Annotated in this window: 11 protein-coding genes; 3 read left to right on the top strand and 8 right to left on the bottom strand. The window is 41.8% G+C overall.

Annotation, left to right across the window (positions count from 1 at the left end; genetic code table 11):
• Nucleotides 1-29: 29 nt before the first annotated feature.
• From ACRD7A_RS02610 to ACRD7A_RS02630, 5 genes are all read right to left on the bottom strand, one after another.
• Nucleotides 30-1,697 (bottom strand): SusD/RagB family nutrient-binding outer membrane lipoprotein, encoded by a 1,668-nt coding sequence (locus ACRD7A_RS02610; protein WP_430809792.1) that lies wholly within the window; start codon nucleotides 1,695-1,697, stop codon nucleotides 30-32.
• Between the two features lie 10 nt (nucleotides 1,698-1,707).
• Nucleotides 1,708-4,803, bottom strand: coding sequence for a SusC/RagA family TonB-linked outer membrane protein (locus ACRD7A_RS02615; RefSeq protein ID WP_430809793.1), 3,096 nt, complete (start codon nucleotides 4,801-4,803; stop codon nucleotides 1,708-1,710).
• A gap of 306 nt (nucleotides 4,804-5,109) precedes the next feature.
• On the bottom strand, nucleotides 5,110-6,960 hold the full coding sequence (locus tag ACRD7A_RS02620) for an outer membrane protein assembly factor BamB family protein (protein WP_430809794.1): 1,851 nt from the start codon (nucleotides 6,958-6,960) through the stop codon (nucleotides 5,110-5,112).
• A 29-nt stretch (nucleotides 6,961-6,989) separates the two neighbouring features.
• Entirely contained in the window at nucleotides 6,990-9,818 is a 2,829-nt protein-coding gene (locus ACRD7A_RS02625; protein ID WP_430809795.1) for an FAD-binding and (Fe-S)-binding domain-containing protein, read from the bottom strand.
• Between the two features lie 34 nt (nucleotides 9,819-9,852).
• Nucleotides 9,853-11,553, bottom strand: coding sequence for a glycoside hydrolase family 10-like protein (locus ACRD7A_RS02630; RefSeq protein ID WP_430809796.1), 1,701 nt, complete (start codon nucleotides 11,551-11,553; stop codon nucleotides 9,853-9,855).
• Nucleotides 11,554-12,009: 456 nt separating this feature from the next.
• On the opposite strand from ACRD7A_RS02630, the gene ACRD7A_RS02635 reads away from it, so the two are divergent.
• Nucleotides 12,010-13,242 carry an exo-beta-N-acetylmuramidase NamZ family protein gene (locus tag ACRD7A_RS02635; protein WP_430809797.1) on the top strand — a complete coding sequence of 411 codons (1,233 nt, stop codon included), beginning with the start codon at nucleotides 12,010-12,012 and terminating at the stop codon, nucleotides 13,240-13,242.
• A 67-nt stretch (nucleotides 13,243-13,309) separates the two neighbouring features.
• Here ACRD7A_RS02635 and pepT read toward each other — a convergent pair whose 3' ends face one another.
• From pepT to proS, 3 genes are all read right to left on the bottom strand, one after another.
• Complete coding sequence (gene pepT / locus ACRD7A_RS02640) at nucleotides 13,310-14,536, bottom strand: peptidase T (RefSeq protein ID WP_430809798.1); 1,227 nt, start codon at nucleotides 14,534-14,536, stop codon at nucleotides 13,310-13,312.
• Nucleotides 14,537-14,752: 216 nt separating this feature from the next.
• A complete protein-coding gene (locus ACRD7A_RS02645) occupies nucleotides 14,753-15,442 on the bottom strand; it encodes a hypothetical protein (protein ID WP_430809799.1) in 690 nt (229 codons plus the stop codon).
• Between the two features lie 155 nt (nucleotides 15,443-15,597).
• Nucleotides 15,598-17,070 carry a proline--tRNA ligase gene (gene proS / locus ACRD7A_RS02650; RefSeq protein ID WP_430809800.1) on the bottom strand — a complete coding sequence of 491 codons (1,473 nt, stop codon included), beginning with the start codon at nucleotides 17,068-17,070 and terminating at the stop codon, nucleotides 15,598-15,600.
• 239 nt (nucleotides 17,071-17,309) lie between these two features.
• On the opposite strand from proS, the gene ACRD7A_RS02655 reads away from it, so the two are divergent.
• Both ACRD7A_RS02655 and ACRD7A_RS02660 read left to right on the top strand, forming a co-directional pair.
• Nucleotides 17,310-18,782 (top strand): hypothetical protein, encoded by a 1,473-nt coding sequence (locus tag ACRD7A_RS02655; protein ID WP_430809801.1) that lies wholly within the window; start codon nucleotides 17,310-17,312, stop codon nucleotides 18,780-18,782.
• Nucleotides 18,783-18,816: 34 nt separating this feature from the next.
• Entirely contained in the window at nucleotides 18,817-20,424 is a 1,608-nt protein-coding gene (locus ACRD7A_RS02660) for an OmpP1/FadL family transporter (protein WP_430809802.1), read from the top strand.
• Nucleotides 20,425-20,566: the final 142 nt, after the last annotated feature.

A 20,566-nucleotide genomic window follows, 5' to 3' on the forward strand; every position in this document is an offset into this window, starting at 1 on the left:
ATAACATTTTGAAAAACATTGATATTAGCTTATTTGCTACTTCTTCCCCAAATCATTGGCTTCTTTAACCATTCAGGATTACGAAAAGCACCTAATCGCTCTAATTCTCCACGGTTATATTTCTCCTCTGTTTCAGGGTCGTAATTAATACGCTGAATCCAATCATTATCTTCAGCCCAATACGCTTCATAAAGATTATATGGTCGACGCAATCCTGGATAGACAGTCTCTGGTTCACCAAGCGGACTATACACCACACCATTATCACTATTACTATAGCCATAACGACGTAAGTCGTTCCATAACTCTGGCTGCAAGTACATTGCCTTGTACTTTTCACGCATTATGTCAGTAAGTGTAATATTAGAGCTCCCTGGTACTAATTCAGCATTAGTGACGTAAGCATTAATACTTTCAGCCGGAACACCTAAGCGGTTCATATGATATTGAATCCCTTCGATAAGATGACTATGTGCTTTTGCTTTATTACCGGCCCAATAAGCGGCCTCTGCAATAATAAAATGCAACTCAGCCTCTGTTAGCAAGCAAATAGCAGATTGGTCTGTGGTTAAAACAGACTCATGAAGATCCGGATAAAACTCAACATTATGAGTAGCCGGCATTCCATAGTTAGCCTCTAAGTAGCGATATACTGCTTTTCCACTCTTATCAGCTCTTTTTTTCATCATGTAAGGTAGGCGAGGATCCGGACATGTGTCGTTAGCAATGTCGTAGCCCATAACATCTTCTATGAAGTATGCGGTTGGCATCGCTTGAATCAAATTATTATTCCAGCTCTCCCAACCATTTACACCTTTGTTGGTACGCCCCCACATGCAGTTCTGCTCTACACTTGAACCTCCATCAAATTGATACATTGGGTCAGACCATCCGTTTAAAGCTTCTTCTGCCGCTGCAATAATAGCATTACAGGTTGCTTCATCAGTGTTCATATTGGGCAAATTGCGGAGCAGCAAGCGTGCTTTTACACCATATAAAACCTGTCTCCACTTTGCCATATCTCCCGCGAAAACGCGATCAACACGCGAGTTCATTGCTCTATTATCTGGTTTATTAATATCCTCACCATCAAATAGTGTACTTAACCTATCTACTTCTTGATGCATCCACTTATAAATATCCTCCTGGCTATCATACTTTGGAGCTCCAGTTGTTCCATATGCTTCTGATAACGGTATGTCACCAAATGCATCTGTTGTTTTCTGGTTAGACATCAAACGGAGTAAACCTCCCAAAGCCTGATAATTTACAGAATTTTCTTCTTCTGCCTTCTCCAATAGAACGTTCAAGTTTGTACCAACATCAAAGAAGTGACGACGCCACTGTGGGTGGCGAGTCATACCAAGAAATTCCCATCCACTTCGATGCGCATAAGATCCAGTTTGACTGCGACCTCCTGTTGTTAAGCACTGACCTAAATAAGCACCATACTCTGCATGGTCATAATCCTGTACAACAGAATAAAAAAGAGCCGTTGGCATTACAAGATCAATTGTTACATCTTCGGACTTATCTGGGTTGACATTATCTCCTAAAAAATCTTCGCAACCTGCTAACCCAGCACTACAAGCAATTAGTAAGCCCGAAAGAATAACTGCATTCACCTTCGACTTAACCAACACCGTGCGCTTTATGTTGCCAAATATGTTATTTATATTTACTAATTTTAGTTTCATGATTCATTCATTAAAATGTGGCACTAATATTAAATAATACTGAACGTGTCATAGGAATTCCATTATAATCGATCCCCATTGTTCCCGCTCCATTTGAAGAACCAGTATAGTTCACTAGTGGGTCACTTCCTGAATAATTCGTTAATAACAGCAAATTATTTCCTGTTAGAGATACCCTTAATCCCTCAATCCCACTACTCTTCACAAATTTTGAAATATCATAACCAACAGTTACGTTTTGAAGGCGAACAAAAGAAGCATCTTCAACAAAATTAGAACCAACGTTAGAGTAATAATTATTTGCAAACAATTGATCGTAAATTACTGGCGTTGTATTAGCCGCATAACTACCATCAGCCTGCTCAACTACACCCTCAATCACCACTTCTCTATTACGATACTCACTTAAACGACCATCCATTCCGTTCGATACGAGTGTGCGACGTGTTCCATTTACCACATCACCACCTACTGACACATTGATTAAAGCAGAAAAGCTCCAGTTTCTATAATTAAATCGATTATCAATACCAAGTTTAAAATCAGCCTCCCTGTTTCCTAACAGCAGAGAAGGCGTTGCATCAATGACAGGATATCCTTCTTCATTTACGATTACCTCACCACTTTCTGTTCGCATATAGTCTTTACCGCTAATAGCGAACACAGGTCCGTTAGCATATGAAGTTGGGCGAATATCTCCTACCTGACCAGCATAATGATAAACTTCCTGAACACCTTCTGGCATATCCCCTAAACGACCTTTGTTGGTTCCGAAGTTAACAGCCATATTCCATCGAAAGTTAGCTCTTTGTAACATCTGCTGATCCCAAACAAATTCAAAACCCTTGTTTGTAATTTCGCCTTCATTTCGTACTTGTAAGATACTACCAGTTGACGGTGACACCCTTACTGTTACAATCTGATCGCTTACGTTTGTATTATAATAAGCTATGTCTAAACGAGTTTTATTATTAAACAAACGTAGGTCAGCACCAATCTCCCACGACTCTGCAGTTTCGTTCTTTAAATATGGGTTACTTGTTACAGTAGGATCTACCCCATAACCACTGTCTGGGTGGCTAAACATTTTGAACACTCGTGCATTACGGTATGGTGATGTATCTTTACCTACTTGTGCCCAGTTGGCACGAATTTTACCAAAACTAATCAGGGGCGAATCAATGTTTAACAACTCAGTAAAAACAAGACCTCCCGTTACTGAAGGATAGAAATATGAGTTTTGATCTTTAGCTAATGTACTTGACTTATCATTGCGCGCTGTAAAACTAATATGTGCAATACCATCGTAGTCAAGCTTAACTTCTCCAAACACACCATATTTGGCATATTCGCTACGATACATCTCTTGATCTTCCTTATTTTTAACACCAAGATTGTTCATACTATAGAAGCCAGGTATTATAAAATGATATCCTCCGGCATTAGAACTTCTTCCACGTCGTTTTAAGAAATCAGCTCCAACCAAGGCATCCAACTTAAGTGAGCTATTAATATCATATGAATAACTAGCAATAGCGTTAACGTTAGTCAACTCTGAACGACCATCAGAATACCACATTTGTCCAAGGTATGGAAGCGACTCCGATGTCGCTGTTTCATTGGGGCCTAATGGCCATCTTTCAGTAATCACACTTTGGCTTTCGCTATTAGTTATATCATAACTTGCACGTCCTGTAAGGTTAAGGTTATTAATAGGCTCCCAAGTAATACTTGCCTGCGTTAAAGATCTTAAGCTTTTACTTTCAGCCTGATCCTCATGGCGTCCCCACAATGGATTTACTGGTGACTTATATTTATTATTAGTATTCTCATACAACCAACGAATGCTTCCATCAGGATTCTTGTAGTTAGAAATATCATCATCTATTGGCCATGTATACACACTAGCCATATTACCACCCCCTCTAGACGTTTTATCTGTTAGGTTTACCATAAGAGAAACCTTTAAGTTGTCCCGAATTTGATAATCATTTTTTAACATCACACCTAAACGCTCCAAATTGTCATTTGGCACAATACCTTCATGATCGGTATACGTTACAGATGCATATGATTGAAACTTTTCAGTACCACCAGAAATAGCAACATCATGCTTATGGAAGATTCCCGTTTGTAAATAACTATCCACGTTATCATACGTTTGTATTCCTTCTGGTTTAAGCGGTCCCCAACCACCTTTTGATTGCTCACGGTAAACACCTAATCCACCGCGAAGGTAAGAGTCTTGAATCTCTGGTGTACGGTAAGCTTCTTCTACTCTAAAAGAACTATTCCAATTAACAGATACTTTGCCTTCTTCACCTTGCTTAGTAGTAATTACAATAGCACCGTTAGCCGCATCAGCTCCATAAAGGGCGGCGGCGGCAGCTCCTTTTAACACAGTTACACTTTCGATATCCAATGGGTTAATTTCAGCCGCCTTGGAAGCTCCACCGGCAACATACATACCGTTCAAGATAAAAATAGGCTCGTTATTTGCTCCCGTATCGAAAGAAGTAATTCCTCGAATGTACATCTGTGAAGATGCGTTTGGAGAACCTCCCTGTCCAGCCAAAGTAACACCAGCAATACGACCATCAAGAGCCTGAACAAAGTTCGGCTGCTTATCCCGGTTGATTGCCTCCGCTTTTACATCTTGAACTGCAAAGTTTAGGTTCTTCTTTTCTGTTGAAACCCCCATTGCAGTCACTACAACCTCATCAATACCCAGTGAATCATCTTCTAAGGTAATGTTAATTGTGGTATTCGCTCCAACCAAAACCTCCTGCGACTTGAAGCCAATAAATGAATATGTTAGCGTTGACCCAACTGGAGCTTCAATTTTATACTCTCCATCCATGTTGGTTATTACCCCCGTTGTAGTTCCTTTCACTACAATGTTTACACCAGGCAAACCAAACCCTGTTCCGTCAACTACCTTTCCACGTATTACTAGGTTCTGCTGAGAAACACTAGCATTAACTGTGGACAAATTACTTTCAGCTGAAGCAACCTGGTTAGTCAGCCAAAATAAACTTAGACACAAGCAAGCTTTAGCTACATTGCTAAGGCCTCTTCCTGCCCGATCTTTCCATCTACTTTTCATTAATTATTGATTTAGATTCGACTTATTTAGCTAGTTTAAAACTGTAATTAAATGACTTTAGATATACATCATACATCATTCAATTATTTTACAATTTTAAACAATTTAATGCATTATTCAAATTTATTTTAATTTTTGTCAATAAATAATATATCGCTGATTAATTGATAGATAAGGAATATATGGCGATAATTACTGTTTTATAACATGTCATACAAGTGATTTTTTTGCAGAAAAACACTTGTCATTTATATGCTATATAGAAACACCTATCATTGTTAAGTCACTTAATATCTGAAAGAAATTCTATTGGACTTTCATCTTAGCAATCTTGCCATCCATTGTATTAAACCACAAACCATCGTTCCAAAACAACTTATTTACGGAAGAGTTAGAGATCTTATGGCGCCATAATGTAGTCTGTGTTTTCGCATCTACTGCAAAAACTTCACCTGAGCGTGTACCTCCATAAACGACACCATTTACTTCAACTAACGGGCACGGATTATGCTCATAACCAAAGCCAACATTAGCGGTCCACAAACTTTGATGCGTCTTACCATGCGTTGGGAAAGCAACAATAGAATCATTCATCAGCTTAGCGTAAATATGCTTTTTATCGCCAGAAATACACATTGATTCACGTACTTGATGAGACTTAGTACGATAAATCTCCGACCCATCATTTAGGTCTAATACTGTAAAGTACCTGTCTGGTGCTACTATAAACACCTTATTATTCGCTACGGCAGGCACAACATTTCCGGGTGAGTACAATATAGCTCCGTGACCATTGGTCCATTTCCAGTTTAGACTGCCGGTTGCCTTATCAAGACAGTATAAGTATTTATCCCAAGCACCAAAAATTAATTCTTTGTCTGTAATACAAGGCTTTGCCTGAACAAAGCCTCCAATATTATTATAGGTCCAGATAACCCTCCCATTTTGTGGGTCTATTTTTGTGAATCCTCCTTTACCACAAGCAATGTAAAGCGAACCATTATCAATGACCCCTTCTGCAAAAACTGGATAACCAACATTCGTCTCCCACTTCATCGTACCTGAAGTCAAATCAAAAGCCTTTAAATCCCCTAGTGATGTACCAACAATAACACTATTTTTATATATCGTTGGAGTTGCATACTGAGGCGTCGATAGGAACTCCTGCCATAGGACGGTGTTTGTTTCTGCATCAAAAGCTTTAAGATAACCATCTGACGACAACCAGCTAATAATAGTGCCATCCATCGCAAATCCGCCCATTACAGACGCATCATCATTAACAATAATTTGCGCTGCTACATTCGGGTATTTCTCATTAATCTGCATTGAGGGCATTACAGACACAGGTAATGTATCAATTTGACTTACTCCACATAAGTTCCAATCACGGTATAACTGAGCTGCTTGCCCACATTTCTTCTCTTCAACAAACACTTGGTCACCATTCAGGGTTACAATCGTATATCCAACATCCTCTTTGTTCTTACCAATAAGCGCCCGCCCCATTAAGCCTGTAATGCCATTAAAGTTCATTAGTCTCAATCGATGACCGTGTCCACACAAAGCCAATGATACCCCTTTGGCTTTCAACACTTCACTCACTTCTGGCCAATTATCCAGACCGTCTGCTATTGGATAATGAGCCATTGAAATAAGCTTGATATCTTTAGCTTCAGGCAACTCGCTTTGAAGCCATTTCAGATCTTCACTTTTTACATGACCGTCGCCCATTTTCATATAAGGCCCCGCATTAAAACCCACGAATCCATAGCCATTATGCTCAAAGTAAAATCGATCCGCTCCAAATAGCTTCTTATAGGTAGCACCACCTGTTTCAGACCAGTTCGTTTCATGATTACCAGGTAAAATATAATAAGGTATTGTCAGGCCATCGACGCCATCCTTAACTGCATGCAGTTCCTCATCTGATCCCATATTGGTCAAATCGCCAGTGATGACTACAAAATCAAAATCACCCTTATTAATCTCTTCCACCACCAAATCAAGCACATGCTCATTGTCATTACCAGGAACAACATGTAAATCAGTTAAAAATGCAAAACGTACACTTCCTTCTTGTTTGCACGATACAAAGCCACTTACTAACACCACAGTCAGTAACAGCACTATTGTTTGACGAAATTTTAAAAACATGGATTTAATTATGATAAGGTTAAACTATACTACTTAGAAACGATTGCTGACGTGGCCTGATCTACCAAATACAGAATAGATTGATAAGTCACTCCACTATGAAGTGAAAGTCCTATTTCGCAGGTTCGACTGGTGCTGTACCCAGCAATGGCTCTTTCCGGTACTTCATCCTTGAGGTAACGCAGTGCGCTTTTATTAAGATCCGGCATGCTAAATCCTTTATCGCCAGCCCAACCACAGCAACCTGTTTTCTGCGGCCTTATAACTTCTTTGGCACACATCCGCGCTAATTCCTCCAGCTGCTCATCCATTCCCATTTTTGTACTACTGCAAGTTGCGTGCACCATTACGGTTTCGTTTTGAGGCTGAAAATTTAAACGGCTTTTTAGGTATTTTAGCGTAAACTCAACCGGCTCATACAAGCTCAGTCGCTTATCCATTAGCTCCTTCATGCGCAATAAGCAGGGACTCATATCACACAAAACCGGATAACGCCCATTATCAGACGCTTTTAGTAGTTGCTTTTCCAACTCTTTGAGTTTCATCATCCCTTGCTTTGGAAACCCCTTACTGTCGAAAGCCATTCCACAGCAAAGATTTGTCAGGTTCTCGGGATAGATGACGTTATAATTAGCCCTGTTGAGCAACTTTTTTGTTACCGCCGTTAAAGCTTCCTTATCACGTGTAGCCGCATCATTTCCCATCATTCGGTTGATACAAGCCGGGAAATAAACCACCTTATCAGCACCAGCATTACCTGCCGAAACATCGACTTTAGGAGCACCAAGAGGCATACTTCTATTCCAAAGCGGGATGGTTCGACGCGAACCTTTATGCACCAGTAGTGTTCCGCTCTCCATCACCACATCGGGCAAAACTTTTGCAATAATCCCTACAGCATTTAGCGCGATTCGGGCAGCACCATTAACTCTTCCGTAGTGTTTCGCTACAAATGAAGCGCTTGCATCTGCCAGATTACTCTTGGACTCGAAACGCAACTCCTTAATCAATTTACCCGTATTTATTCCTACCGGACAATTTACCGCACACAAACCATCTGTTGCGCAACTCTCCTCCCCTTTCAACCGAAAAGCTTTAGCAACTGATTGGTATTCTTTTTTAGAACCAATTGCTTCGCTCGTATTCAGCGCTCTGTAAACCGTGATGCGCTGACGCGGTGTCAAGGTCAGGTCGCGCGAAGGACAACTGCTTTCGCAAAAGCCACATTCAATACAAGTATCAATTAACGGATGCACCTGCGGTAAAGCTTTAATGTTCTTGGTGTATATTTCTGCATCCTCATTAATCAATACTCCCGGGTTTAAGATACCAGTTGGATCGATTCCCTTTTTAAGGCGTTTCATTAAGCCATACACCTCTTTGCCCCATTCAAACTCTAAAAATGGCGCCATATTTCGTCCGGTACCATGCTCGGCCTTTAAACTGCCATTGAATTGATTAACCACCAAGTCTGCCAATTCATGCATAAATAACTTGTAATTATCCATTTGCCAGTCCTGATCAAAATCGGGCATCACCAAAAAATGAATATTTCCATCCAGTAAATGGCCCCACATCACCGAATCTTTGTAATGGTATTTGTTTAAAAGCAGTTGCAAAGCCGGCAAAGCCTCATCAAGCACTTCACCGGGAAATGCCACATCTTCAATAATACAAGTAGTACCGATTGGCCGGGTAGCTGCTGCAGATGTAAATAACCCTTTGCGTACCTTCCAGTAAGTTGCGTAATCTTTGTTATTATCTGTAAAGCTGATTGGGTAAATAGTTTGGATCGCTGCAAGTTTTTCCTCAATCTCCTTTTGTTGCTTCTCCAGTTCTGCGGCTGTCTCTGCGGCCGTCTCCACCAATAAAGCTGCCGCTCCATCAGGTAATTCTTTCAAAAAAGCAGGCAAGCCATCCACATCTTCTACTGCTTTAAGCGCATTCCTATCCATCAGCTCTGCCGCACTCACCGAACACTCTCTCAATGGAATAATGCACCTTGCTGCTTCTCTAATATCGGGCAAAAATATAAGTGAACACGTTTTATGGGGATGCTCCTTGACGGTTCGAAACGTAACTTCTGATATAAAGCCAAGAGTTCCTTCGGAACCAACCATCAAGTGCATGAGTATATCAATGGGGTCCTCAAAATCAACCAAAGAGTTCATGCCATAACCGGTTGTGTTCTTCAGTGCATATTTTGATCTGATCCTATCATGAATGGCTCCATGAGTCAGAATTTGTTGCCTGATAGCCGCCAGCTCCAGCAACAAAGCATGGTGCGATTGTCGAAATTGAGCCCGACTGCTTTCATCGTTGGTAACCAGTAAGGTTCCATCGGCCATTACAATGCGCATGGCTTCAACGGTGTTGTAACTATTGGTTACAATTCCATAACTGGCTCCGCTGGCGTTATTGGCTACAATCCCCCCAATTTTGGCGGCATTGATTGAGGCCGGGCTTGGTCCTATTTTATAGCCCCATTTCGCGAGTAAAGCATTGGCAAATCCACCTCTGACACCGGGTTGTAACTTTATTCTTTTCCCCTCATCGAGAATTTCACACTTAGTAAAGTCGGAGCCAATTTCAATCAATACTGAATCTGTAATGGTCTGACCCGAAAGACTTGTACCCCCTGCTTTGAAGGTTATTGGCACATTATACCGATAGGCGGATCTGACAACCGACTGCAATTCCTGCTCACTATTAACTACAACGACCAACTGAGGAACGAGTCGATAAAAGCCGGCGTCAGTGCCTTTGGCAAAACGATCGATATGCTTTTTATATAACCGATTGTGAGGCAGTGATTGCTCGAGATTAGCGATAAAAGCTTTTGATATATCCTGATTCATTGTTTTAAATTTAAATCAACTTCACTTTCTCAACTTATTCAGGCAACACTTCAAGCACATCCTCATTAGTTGGCCGCTCGCAATTGGCCTGCTCCAAGGCTGCTACCTTCTTATTTTCCTCTCCTATCAATAATTTAAGCTCATCTAATGAGGGTAATAAACACTTACTCATACTTTCCGCATTAAATGAAAACGGCTTGCTAACATGTCCGAATACATTCACCGATTGAATAGTAATGACATTCAACATCTCTACTAAATCCTGCATATCCGAACTTTCTGATAACTCTTCCGGCGTAAGGTCTTTACAACGGTAAGGATCGAACATGTAGGAGCGCTCGTATCTTCCCACTATTTCATAATCCCACTTATCGCCATATTGAAAGCCAATCACATAAGATGCCATTTGCTGCTTATGGGAATCTTCCCAACTTACCTTGATCCTAGTATCATGCTCCTCAATCTGGCACACAGGCACTTCAGGCACTTTCTTTCCAAGCCATGGTGACGCAGGCACCAAAGCAGCCTGCCTAAAAGGACCGCTTTTTAGAGTAGTAGTTAATTCTTCAGATTTAAGCATAGCATTCATATTCCAATAAACAATTCCGGGGCTCTCACTCAACATCCCACGGGCTATCATTATTTGGTTAAACGCCTCATCAGCCTCGCTTGATCCTTGCTTAGCTTTGGGACTTATACCGGGCCAAAAATGGCGATCTTTAACATTTTGTTCATCCCACCAGTTAACCAAAACAGGAAAACTTTGTGGCATTTGGTTAATCGGCCAATATAATTGTGGGGTCCAGTAATCAATCCATCCCTTATTCAGCCATAGCTTGGCATCTGCATACAATACATCATACTGGTCAAGACCCTTTATGGATGCGGGATGATTAGGCCGCCAAACACCAAAAGGACTGAGTCCGAACTTAACATGGGGTTTTTCTGTCTTAATACCTTTGTATACACGCTTCATAAATCGATTAACAGCATCGCGTCGCCAATCAGCTCTCGACAACCGTCCTCCTTTATCAAGATACTTGTTCCAGCTATTATCATCCGGAAAATCTTTCCCGCCATGATAAGACGGATAGGGATAGAAATAATCATCAAAATGAATGCCGTCAATATTATAACGCTTTACAACATCCATCACCACATTAAACGAATAATCTTGCGTCCCTTGCTCGGTGGGTATCATCCAATAAAAGCCATTATCTAGTTCAGTAATTAGTTCAGGATGCGTTTTAACGATTGAATTGTCACTCATCTCTCCACCACTCGTATGATGAGCTCTATAAGGATTAAACCAAGCATGAAACTCCATTGCACGCTTGTGAGTTTCCTCAATCCAGAATTCGAGCGGATCATAATAGGGATCAGGCGCCTGTCCTTGTTTACCAGTTAAATAGTAAGACCATGGTTCCAACGAAGAATCATAAAGTGCATCACACTGCGGTCTTACCTGAAAAATAATCGCATTAAAATTGTTCTCTTTTAAAAAATCTAATAAATGAACGGCTTCTTTCTTTTGCTCATCCACTGAAAGACCTGGCTTACTGGGCCAGTTAATATTGGCCACGGTTGCAATCCAGGCAGCTCTGAATTCACGATTCACATCGGGCGTTGCGGAATACTGTTCGCCGGTCATTTTATCATTAGCAAAACGAGATATACTGCACTGAGAAAAAACTAATACAAAAATTAAAAAACCTAAACTTAATCGCTTATTCATCCTATATAATACTTTTGAGTTTTTGAACCCTTCTTTTATCCAACCATACATGCACTAGTTAATCAATGCTTTTTTGAAGTATGTTGTATTACATCTTACACATAGCAAAGATAGTGCTTTTTAAATATTTTCAAATATTCATAACACTTTTTCATATCAACCACTAAGTAAAAAAAGTAAATAACAACTCAATAAAGCCATTAACCACTGTATTTCATATACATGGCCTTAAGAACACCAACAACCATCAACCCTAAACATCATTTACAAGACCAAATAAAGTCGCTTAAAACCCAAAAATTATTTGGTTAAAAGTGCCAAATAAACAATAACCACCTTTCAGGCTTATACCCTCATTCAGCGTTAATATCAATATTTATAGGGAATTTTAAATTATAGATAGTATATTTGTATTACATCTTATAAGCTTGTGTAAACTAAAATTGTGTTAATTTTATGAAGAAAATTGTTTTTTTAGCCTTACAGTTATTAATCTGTGGCCTTCTATCTGCCCAAAAGGTAAAGACCGGTATTGAGGTTCTTCAGCAGCAAAACTTCGATCCCCTAAAACATCAACGCATCGGCCTCATTACCAACCCAACAGGTATTAATAGTACCTTTGAGTCGACCATAGACATCCTGCACAAGGCGCCGCACGTAGAACTGGTAGCAATGTACAGTCCTGAACACGGTGTACGTGGCGATTACTCGGCCGGCGATCAGGTGGGCTTTTTTAAGGATCCCAAAACCAATGTGCCTGTTTACAGTCTTCACGGCAAACACAAAAAACCCACAGCCGAAATGCTCAAGGGCATCGATGTGTTGGTTTATGACATTCAGGATATTGGCTCCCGCTCCTACACTTATATCAGCACCTTAGGCTTGGCTATGGAGGCAGCCGCTGAAAACAATATTAAATTAGTGGTGCTGGATCGGCCTAATCCGCTTGGAGGAGAAAAGATGGAAGGAATGATTACAGAGCCTGAATTCACCTCCTTTGTCAGCCAATTTCCTATCCCTTATGTACATGGACTTACAGTAGGCGAGCTGGCTATTTTTCTTAATGAAGAGGGATTACTGAAGGATGGCCTGAAGTGCGACCTGGAAGTCATCAGCATGCAGGGCTGGAAACGAAAAATGTCATTTGAGGAAACCAAACTACCCTGGGTTCCTTCATCACCACACATACCCCATGCTCACTCGTCTTATTTTTACCCGGTGAGCGGCATATTAGGTGAGCTATATGTTTATAATATCGGGGTCGGCTACACCCTTCCCTTTCAGGTTTTTGCAGCCCCTTGGATCGATGCCGACAGCCTGACAAATAAGCTGAATGCACTCGATCTGCCTGGCATCACATTCCGCCCGGTTCATTTTAAACCTTACTATAGCGTATCAAAAGGTACCCTTGTGCATGGTGTACAAGTTCACTTCACCAACTACAAAGAGGCTCCCCTATCGCTCATTCAATTCTATGTGCTGCAAGAAGCCCATCAACTATGGCCACAGCACGATGTATTTAAAATGTGTGACCCTTCGCGACTAAGCATGTTTGATAAGGTAAGTGGTAGCGACAAGGTGCGAAAGACTTTTACGAAGCACTGGCGCGTGGATGACATAAAAGACATGTGGTACAGTGATATTGATGACTTTAGAAAAAAAGCGCAACAATACTTCTTATATGAGTAAATTTGGATGTGTGATCAGTGAGATAATAAACTATCTCACTGACACACAACTACATTTTATTAGTGCCTTACTTTTTTGCTACCCGCTCAGCGATCTTTAAAATAACCTCCACAGCTTTTTGCATACTTTGTACCGGCACAAACTCAAAGCGCCCGTGGAAATTATGTCCACCCGCAAAAATATTAGGGCAGGGTAAGCCCATGTATGAAAGGCGTGAACCATCCGTACCACCGCGTATGGGTTTTACAATAGGCGTTACACCCACTTCCTCCATGGCCTGCTTAGCGTAATCCACAACATGCATCACAGGCTCTACCTTCTCGCGCATGTTGTAATACTGATCTTTTATTTCTACAGTCGCCGTTCCTTCTCCATATTCGGCATTAATCTTATTAATCAGATGCTGCATCTCGCGCTTTCGGTCTTCAAAACGATCACGCTTAAAGTCACGGATAATATACATCATTTCGGTTTTCTCCACATCGCCATTGAAAGACATTAAATGGTAAAAACCTTCGTACCCCTCGGTATGTTCTGGGGTTTCATGACGCGGCAGCATTGTCATTATCTGATTGGCTATGCGCATGGAGTTACGCATCTTGTTTTTAGCATAGCCCGGATGAACCATTCGCCCCTGCACAGTAATCTTCGCTCCGGCAGCATTGAAATTCTCAAATTCCAACTCGCCGATCTGCGATCCATCGAGTGTATAAGCAAAGTCAGCACCAAATTTTTTAACATCGAAGTGATCAGCACCTGCACCTATTTCTTCATCTGGCGTAAAGCCGATGCGTATCTTACCATGCTTAATTTCAGGGTGATCGATCAAATAAGCGGCGGCAGTAACAATCTCAGCTACCCCGGCTTTATCATCGGCACCCAATAAGGTAGTGCCATCGGTTACCACCAAATCCTGCCCAACATACTGCTCTACCTCAGGAAAATCAGACACTTTCAGCACAATATTTTTCTCCTCATTCAGCACCAAATCACCACCAGCATAATTATTAATAACCCGGGGCTTTACATGCTTGCCTGAAAAATCAGGACTGGTATCCATGTGAGCGACAAATCCTACCACAGGCAATTCCTCATCGCTGGTAGCCGGCACTGTAGCCATCACATATCCGTTTTCATCGAGGCTTACCTCACTCAATCCCAAAGCCTTTAACTCTTCTGCCAGGGACTCGGCAAAAATCATCTGTCCGGGTGTTGATGGAGTCAGGTCGGTATCCACATCCGACTGGGTATCAACCACTACATATTTCAAAAATCGTTCAAGTACTTGTTCCATATTATAAAAGCTGATAGCTAATAGCACGTAGCTGCTAGCTTATAATTACTAAAATTTATCTATTTATACTTATACGCGAAGCCTTCCGGCTTTATTCACCTAAGTCCTGTTATTGACTTTTTCAAGTCCTTATTAATTAATAGTTTACACAATGGTTCTTAATAAGCACCTAGTGATAGAGAACAATTCCATAAAACATCTTGAACGCTCTACTCATCACTGCTGCACATCATCGGCCTTATACACAAAACCCATTCGCTTACCCGTCTGCATGCGTGAGCTTAATATCTCCCCATTCATCTGCATCATCGAAATTATCTTAACATCGTCGTAAGGAGGCACCAGGAGATCGAACTCGAGAGAATATAACATGGCGGTTTCCACTATACTCTGCCAACTGTCTTGATTGATAACAGAAGTGCCAAAGTGGTTAATTCCCGTACCCTTTTGTCGTTTCCCCTCCACAAAATAATGACCTTCCTTATTAATGAAAATACGTGCCACAAGATAACCCGCATCCTGCTCTCGATTATAACGAAATGAATCGTGAAGGAAATTATAAATATTGACCACGCCACAATATGAATTGTATTCGTCCTTCTTCACATATTCGCACTTCCACACTTCATGATCGCGATCGAACTCAAAAGTGTTAGTATGCATGTGAAAAACCAGCACATCGCCTGCCACCTTAAGCTGCATTACAAACTCACCTTTATCCTCAAACAAAAGATGGATTCGACGGTCGTGATGACCCAGCTGCTGATTGTATTCTTTTTCCACTTTTTGAAGCACCTCCTTCAAAAGCTCAAAATTCGCTTTGGTAGAATCAAACACATCCTGTTTCACCAAGGCATTGCTCTGCAATACATTGATAATCTCCTTTTTGATGGCATCTTTACTCATACGATATGTTTTTAGAATTCGCTTATCGTGTTTCGCTAGGCTAAATGTAAGTTTTTTTAAATAAAAATAGGGAAACCTTTATCATGGTCTCCCTATTTTTTAACGGTGTAATTTACAATTCAGCCGAAAAGAAGATTCTTCCAGCATATCATATTTTAGTAGGCACGAGCAAAAACTACTCGCTTCTTCGAGGGTTTGCCCGAATATATGCAAACGCCTTCCTCATCAGGCTGATCCAAAGCAATACAACGAATGGTAGCCTTGGTCTCCTCTTTTATCTTCTGCTCCGTTTCGGGCGTTCCGTCCCAGTGCGCCATAATAAAACCACCTTCTTCCAAACGCTCTTTAAATTCATCGTAGGTATCTACCGACACGGTCTTCTCCGCTCTGAAATCAATGGCTTTTTGGTAAATATTGGTTTGAATATCATCGAGCAAGTTCACAATGTGCTCATCAACGCCTTCCAGGTTCACCACCTCTTTACTCAAAGTATCCCGGCGTGCCACCTCAACGGTTCCATTCTCCAAATCGCGTGGTCCCATGGCCAAACGTACCGGCACACCTTTCAGCTCATATTCGGCAAACTTCCAACCCGGTTTTTTATTATCGTTATCATCAAACTTCACATCAACGCCCTTATCACGCAGCTTGGCAATCAGTCCACTCGCTGCTTCCTTAATCTTCTCCAATTCTTCGGGCTTGCGGAAAATAGGCACAATCACCACCTGAATAGGAGCCAATTTAGGAGGCAATACCAGACCATTATCATCGGAGTGAGCCATGATAAGCGCCCCCATCAATCGGGTTGATACACCCCATGAGGTGGCCCAAACATAGTCTTCCTTACCTTCTTTATTGGCAAATTTCACATCAAAAGCTTTGGCAAAATTTTGTCCCAGAAAGTGCGAAGTACCAGCCTGCAAAGCCTTACCATCTTGCATCAACGCTTCAATACACAAGGTTTCGAGAGCACCTGCAAAACGCTCATTAGCTGTTTTGTATCCTTTAATAACCGGCACTGCCATAAATTGCTCGGCAAAATCACCATACACATTTATCATGGTCTCCGTCTCTTCCAGCGCTTCTTGTTTAGTGGCATGCGCAGTGTGTCCTTCCTGCCACAAAAACTCCGCAGTTCGCAAAAACAGGCGCGTACGCATCTCCCAGCGCACCACATTGGCCCATTGATTACATTTAATAGGCAGGTCACGGTATGACTGTATCCAGTTCTTATAGGTGTTCCAGATAATGGTTTCAGAAGTTGGGCGAACAATCAACTCCTCTTCCAGCTTGGCTTCAGGATCAACAACAACACCCTTACCTTCCGGATCGTTCATCAAACGATAATGTGTAACTACAGCACATTCTTTGGCAAAGCCCTCAACATGGTCGGCCTCCTTGCTAAAGAACGATTTGGGAATAAAAATCGGGAAATATGCGTTTTCATGCCCTGTATCCTTAAACATTTGGTCTAGCACACGCTGCATTTTTTCCCATATAGCATAACCGTAAGGCTTAATTACCATACATCCACGTACCGCGGAATTCTCAGCTAAATCTGCTTTCAGCACAAGGTCGTTGTACCACTGTGAATAACTTTCACTCCTCGGCGTTAATACTTTTGCCATGTTCTTTTTCTTAATTTGTATGCATTTCAATAACAAGAGGCACAAAAATAAGAAAATTTAAAGCAAAATATTAGGTCAGTCACTGTGATTTTTAAACATTGCCCTTTTATGGTCAAGGGTCAAAAACCACGAGTAGGAAGTATTTCTTTTTCGAAACAATTTTACATTTTTTAATATCGCGGCACGTTTTTTGCCTTTTGATTATTAGTTTTACAAACCCAAAAAGCGGAGGATTCGCCATGAGAACCTATACAATAATCGGCTTATTTATTCTTCTTTTAGCAAATGCATGTAGCTCATCACAATGGATGAACAGCAGCTATTACGAAGACGACTTGTATTACAAACCCAACAGCACCCCTGCAACGGTTGCAGATAAGTATGCACCTATTCAGCAGAATCAGGAATTGCAGAAGGAAGATCAAAAAGAGCTTAAGCAGCTCCAAAGCAATTACGAACAGTCAGATTTGGCTCAGCAAGATAATCGCAACTTCTCGCAGATTCAAAGTGATTATTTGAGCTTGCTGGCTGCTGACAGCGTGGAAACACTGGACACCTTAGTTTACTTTAACGAAGAAACAGGCTATTGGGTAGATGGATTTGATGGATCCTCAATGGATCAGGATTATGCCGAGCGCCTCATTAAGTTTCATGGCCCATTTAATGGCATTCCCTATTGGTCGCCACTATATAACGACATGGTTTACTTCAACAACTGGGACTGGAATGTTTATGTAGATGGCAACTACGCCTACGCCTTCCCCACCTGGAGCAATCCCTGGTATAACGACTACCGATATAACTATGGATTTGGCAGCCGCTGGAGTTTCTCCATGAACTGGGGCTATCCTTATTACGGATACGGATATTACGACCCTTGGTACTCATCGTGGTACAACCCATGGTGCGGCCCTTATTATAGTCATCACTACCATTGCTATCCTCATTATGGAGGAGGGTATTATCCACCGGTATACGGCCCTGTTGATGACACTTATGCTCAACGAAGAATTAACGCGCCTCGCGGTGGTGCGTCCACCAGTTCGGGCAGTATTCGCGGACAAAATGGGAGTTCTTCACGCTCATCCTTATCGCGAAGCAGCGGTGGCGACACCAAATCATCAAGCGGCAGTTATCAAAGCAGAGATATTCAAACGACTACCCGCACACGTAGCGTAACCAGTCGAAGCAGTGGACGCACTTACAACTACACTAACAGTCAGACACCACAAAAAAAGGCCACCGTAAATAATAACAATAATAGCGGAAATAATTCATCAGGTAATACGATCCGCACTACCCGTAGAAGCTATAGCCCAAGCTATTCAAATAGCCGAAGCAGTGGCAGTCGTCCGGCGTATAACCGTTCGGCAAACACTAGCCGTTCTTCAGCAACACGTACACGTAGCGTCAGCACTAAAAGCTCCTATCGGAACAACGCCAGCAGAAGCTACTCTGGAAGCGCAGGTAGAAGCTCCGGAAGCAGCTACAGAAGTAGTTCTTCGGGCAGCAGCAACCGCAGCTCATACACGCCAAGTCGCTCATCAAGTGGTTCAAGCCGTAGCTCCTACTCATCGGGTCGCTCATCAAGCTCAGGAAGCTCTTCCTCTTACCGAAGCAGTGGTAGCTCATCGCGCAGCAGCTCCGGTAGTTCATCACGCAGTAGTAGCGGAAGCAGTGGAAGTAGCCGTAGCTCAAGCACACGACGATAAAAGGAACTAATTAACCCTTGTTAAACCATTTACCATGAAAAAAATATCTCTCATCATATTCGTCTGCATCACTAGTATTGGTTTACTCCAGAGTCAGACCATCGATGATGCCCTGCGCTTTAATAAACGCGAGTTAACAGGTACATCACGATCATTAGGTATGGCCAATGCTTTTGGTGCCTTGGGTGGCGATTTAAGTGCCCTAAGCATTAACCCGGCCGGTATTGCGGTATATCGCAACTCTGATTTTGCCTTTACCCCTTCCGTGTCGCTGAATCAAACTAAATCCAGTTTCTTGGGGATGAACAGTAAGGACGATAAGTATGCCTTCCCATTTAATCAAATAGGGGGTGTAACAACCATACGTTCCTTGCGTGATAAGGATAAAGGCTTAATAAGCACTCACTTTGGCTTTACCTACAACCGCACTGCTGATTTTAATCAAAACATAAGCATGCTGCTGGGACAGAAAATAACGGACAACCATGAAATGGGGCAAATCAACACCCTACTTACCAATATTATGCTGGATGCCAATGGCTATGCCCCCTATGAATTGGAAGACATTGAGAACGGTGCCAGTCAATTCGATCCGCTACATAGCTCCTATTGGGCTTACGAGACCTACCTTACCAGCCTGGTGGATGGAGAAGAAGATATCTATCTGAGTCAGTACCATTATACTGACAGCGACCGGCCGGGTGAAATACCCTATCGAAATTTCAATGGCATTGATCAATACAATATCATTGAACGCGACGGATATGGGGGTGAATACGCCTTTACTTTTGGTGCCAACATCAGCCATGTATTGCTATTGGGAGCCTCATTAAACTTTCAGACTTACCGGTTCGAGGAGAAAGAGAGTTTTCGAGAAGTCAACGCCTATGGTTTCGATCCTGCCTATAACGAAGACCTTGATTACTACGATTTATACACCAATCTATCACAGAAAGGCTTTGGCGTGAATGGTAAATTCGGCCTCATCCTTAATCTCCACCCCATCAGATTGGGGGCTGCTTTTCACACTCCTACTTTTTACGACATCGATGAGAAATTCGATTACGGAATGGAATCCTTCTTCAAAGATCGTTTCACGCAGCGCTGGTTGTCGAGCTACCGCTTCGATTACAGCTATAATTACCGCACTCCCTATCGCGCAAGTGGTAGCTTAGCTATGGTACTGGGTAAAATAGCCCTACTATCGCTTGACTATGAAATGACGGATCATACCGCATCGAAGTTCTCACCTAAGAACGGGTTTGCCACCTATTTCGATCAGCTAAACAGAATGGTGGATGAGCAAATGAAGGTAACGCATGACTTCAGAGCCGGTGTGGAGCTAAAGCCCATTCCTTTTTTCGCCATCAGAGCGGGAGCTGCCTATTTCGACTCCCCTTTGAAAAAAGAATATACCGACAAAGAACTTACGAAGTGGATGGCTACAGCAGGACTGGGGATTCGTAACAAAAATTTCTATTTCGATGTGGCCTATGCACTAATGATAAGCGATCAAAATTATAACATCAATGCCAATGAAAATAGCCTGAGTCATCCTCACCTCGACCCCTTGTATTTCACAGGTATTGAACTGAACAATAGGCAACACCAGGCCAGCTTTACCTTTGGTTGGAAGTTTTAAACCTCATAACACAATGTTATTAGCATTGTGTTACCTCCCTTCTTCAACAACACCATTAAACATACAAAAGCCGCTTTTCGATGCAGAAAAGCGGCTTTTTAGTTCATTATATATTCATCGGAAGTTATCCGGCGAATTCAAT

The organism is Carboxylicivirga longa, from assembly GCF_050589825.1.
Taxonomy (GTDB): domain Bacteria; phylum Bacteroidota; class Bacteroidia; order Bacteroidales; family Marinilabiliaceae; genus Carboxylicivirga; species Carboxylicivirga longa.

Coding starts and splice junctions, on each gene's coding strand:
- ACRD7A_RS02635 (WP_430809797.1), top strand. CDS start 12,010: ATGAAGAAAATTGTTTTTTTAGCCTTACAGTTATTAATCTGTGGCCTT.
- pepT (WP_430809798.1), bottom strand. CDS start 14,536: ATGGAACAAGTACTTGAACGATTTTTGAAATATGTAGTGGTTGATACC.
- proS (WP_430809800.1), bottom strand. CDS start 17,070: ATGGCAAAAGTATTAACGCCGAGGAGTGAAAGTTATTCACAGTGGTAC.
- ACRD7A_RS02645 (WP_430809799.1), bottom strand. CDS start 15,442: ATGAGTAAAGATGCCATCAAAAAGGAGATTATCAATGTATTGCAGAGC.
- ACRD7A_RS02660 (WP_430809802.1), top strand. CDS start 18,817: ATGAAAAAAATATCTCTCATCATATTCGTCTGCATCACTAGTATTGGT.
- ACRD7A_RS02625 (WP_430809795.1), bottom strand. CDS start 9,818: ATGAATCAGGATATATCAAAAGCTTTTATCGCTAATCTCGAGCAATCA.
- ACRD7A_RS02610 (WP_430809792.1), bottom strand. CDS start 1,697: ATGAAACTAAAATTAGTAAATATAAATAACATATTTGGCAACATAAAG.
- ACRD7A_RS02620 (WP_430809794.1), bottom strand. CDS start 6,960: ATGTTTTTAAAATTTCGTCAAACAATAGTGCTGTTACTGACTGTGGTG.
- ACRD7A_RS02630 (WP_430809796.1), bottom strand. CDS start 11,553: ATGAATAAGCGATTAAGTTTAGGTTTTTTAATTTTTGTATTAGTTTTT.
- ACRD7A_RS02615 (WP_430809793.1), bottom strand. CDS start 4,803: ATGAAAAGTAGATGGAAAGATCGGGCAGGAAGAGGCCTTAGCAATGTA.
- ACRD7A_RS02655 (WP_430809801.1), top strand. CDS start 17,310: ATGAGAACCTATACAATAATCGGCTTATTTATTCTTCTTTTAGCAAAT.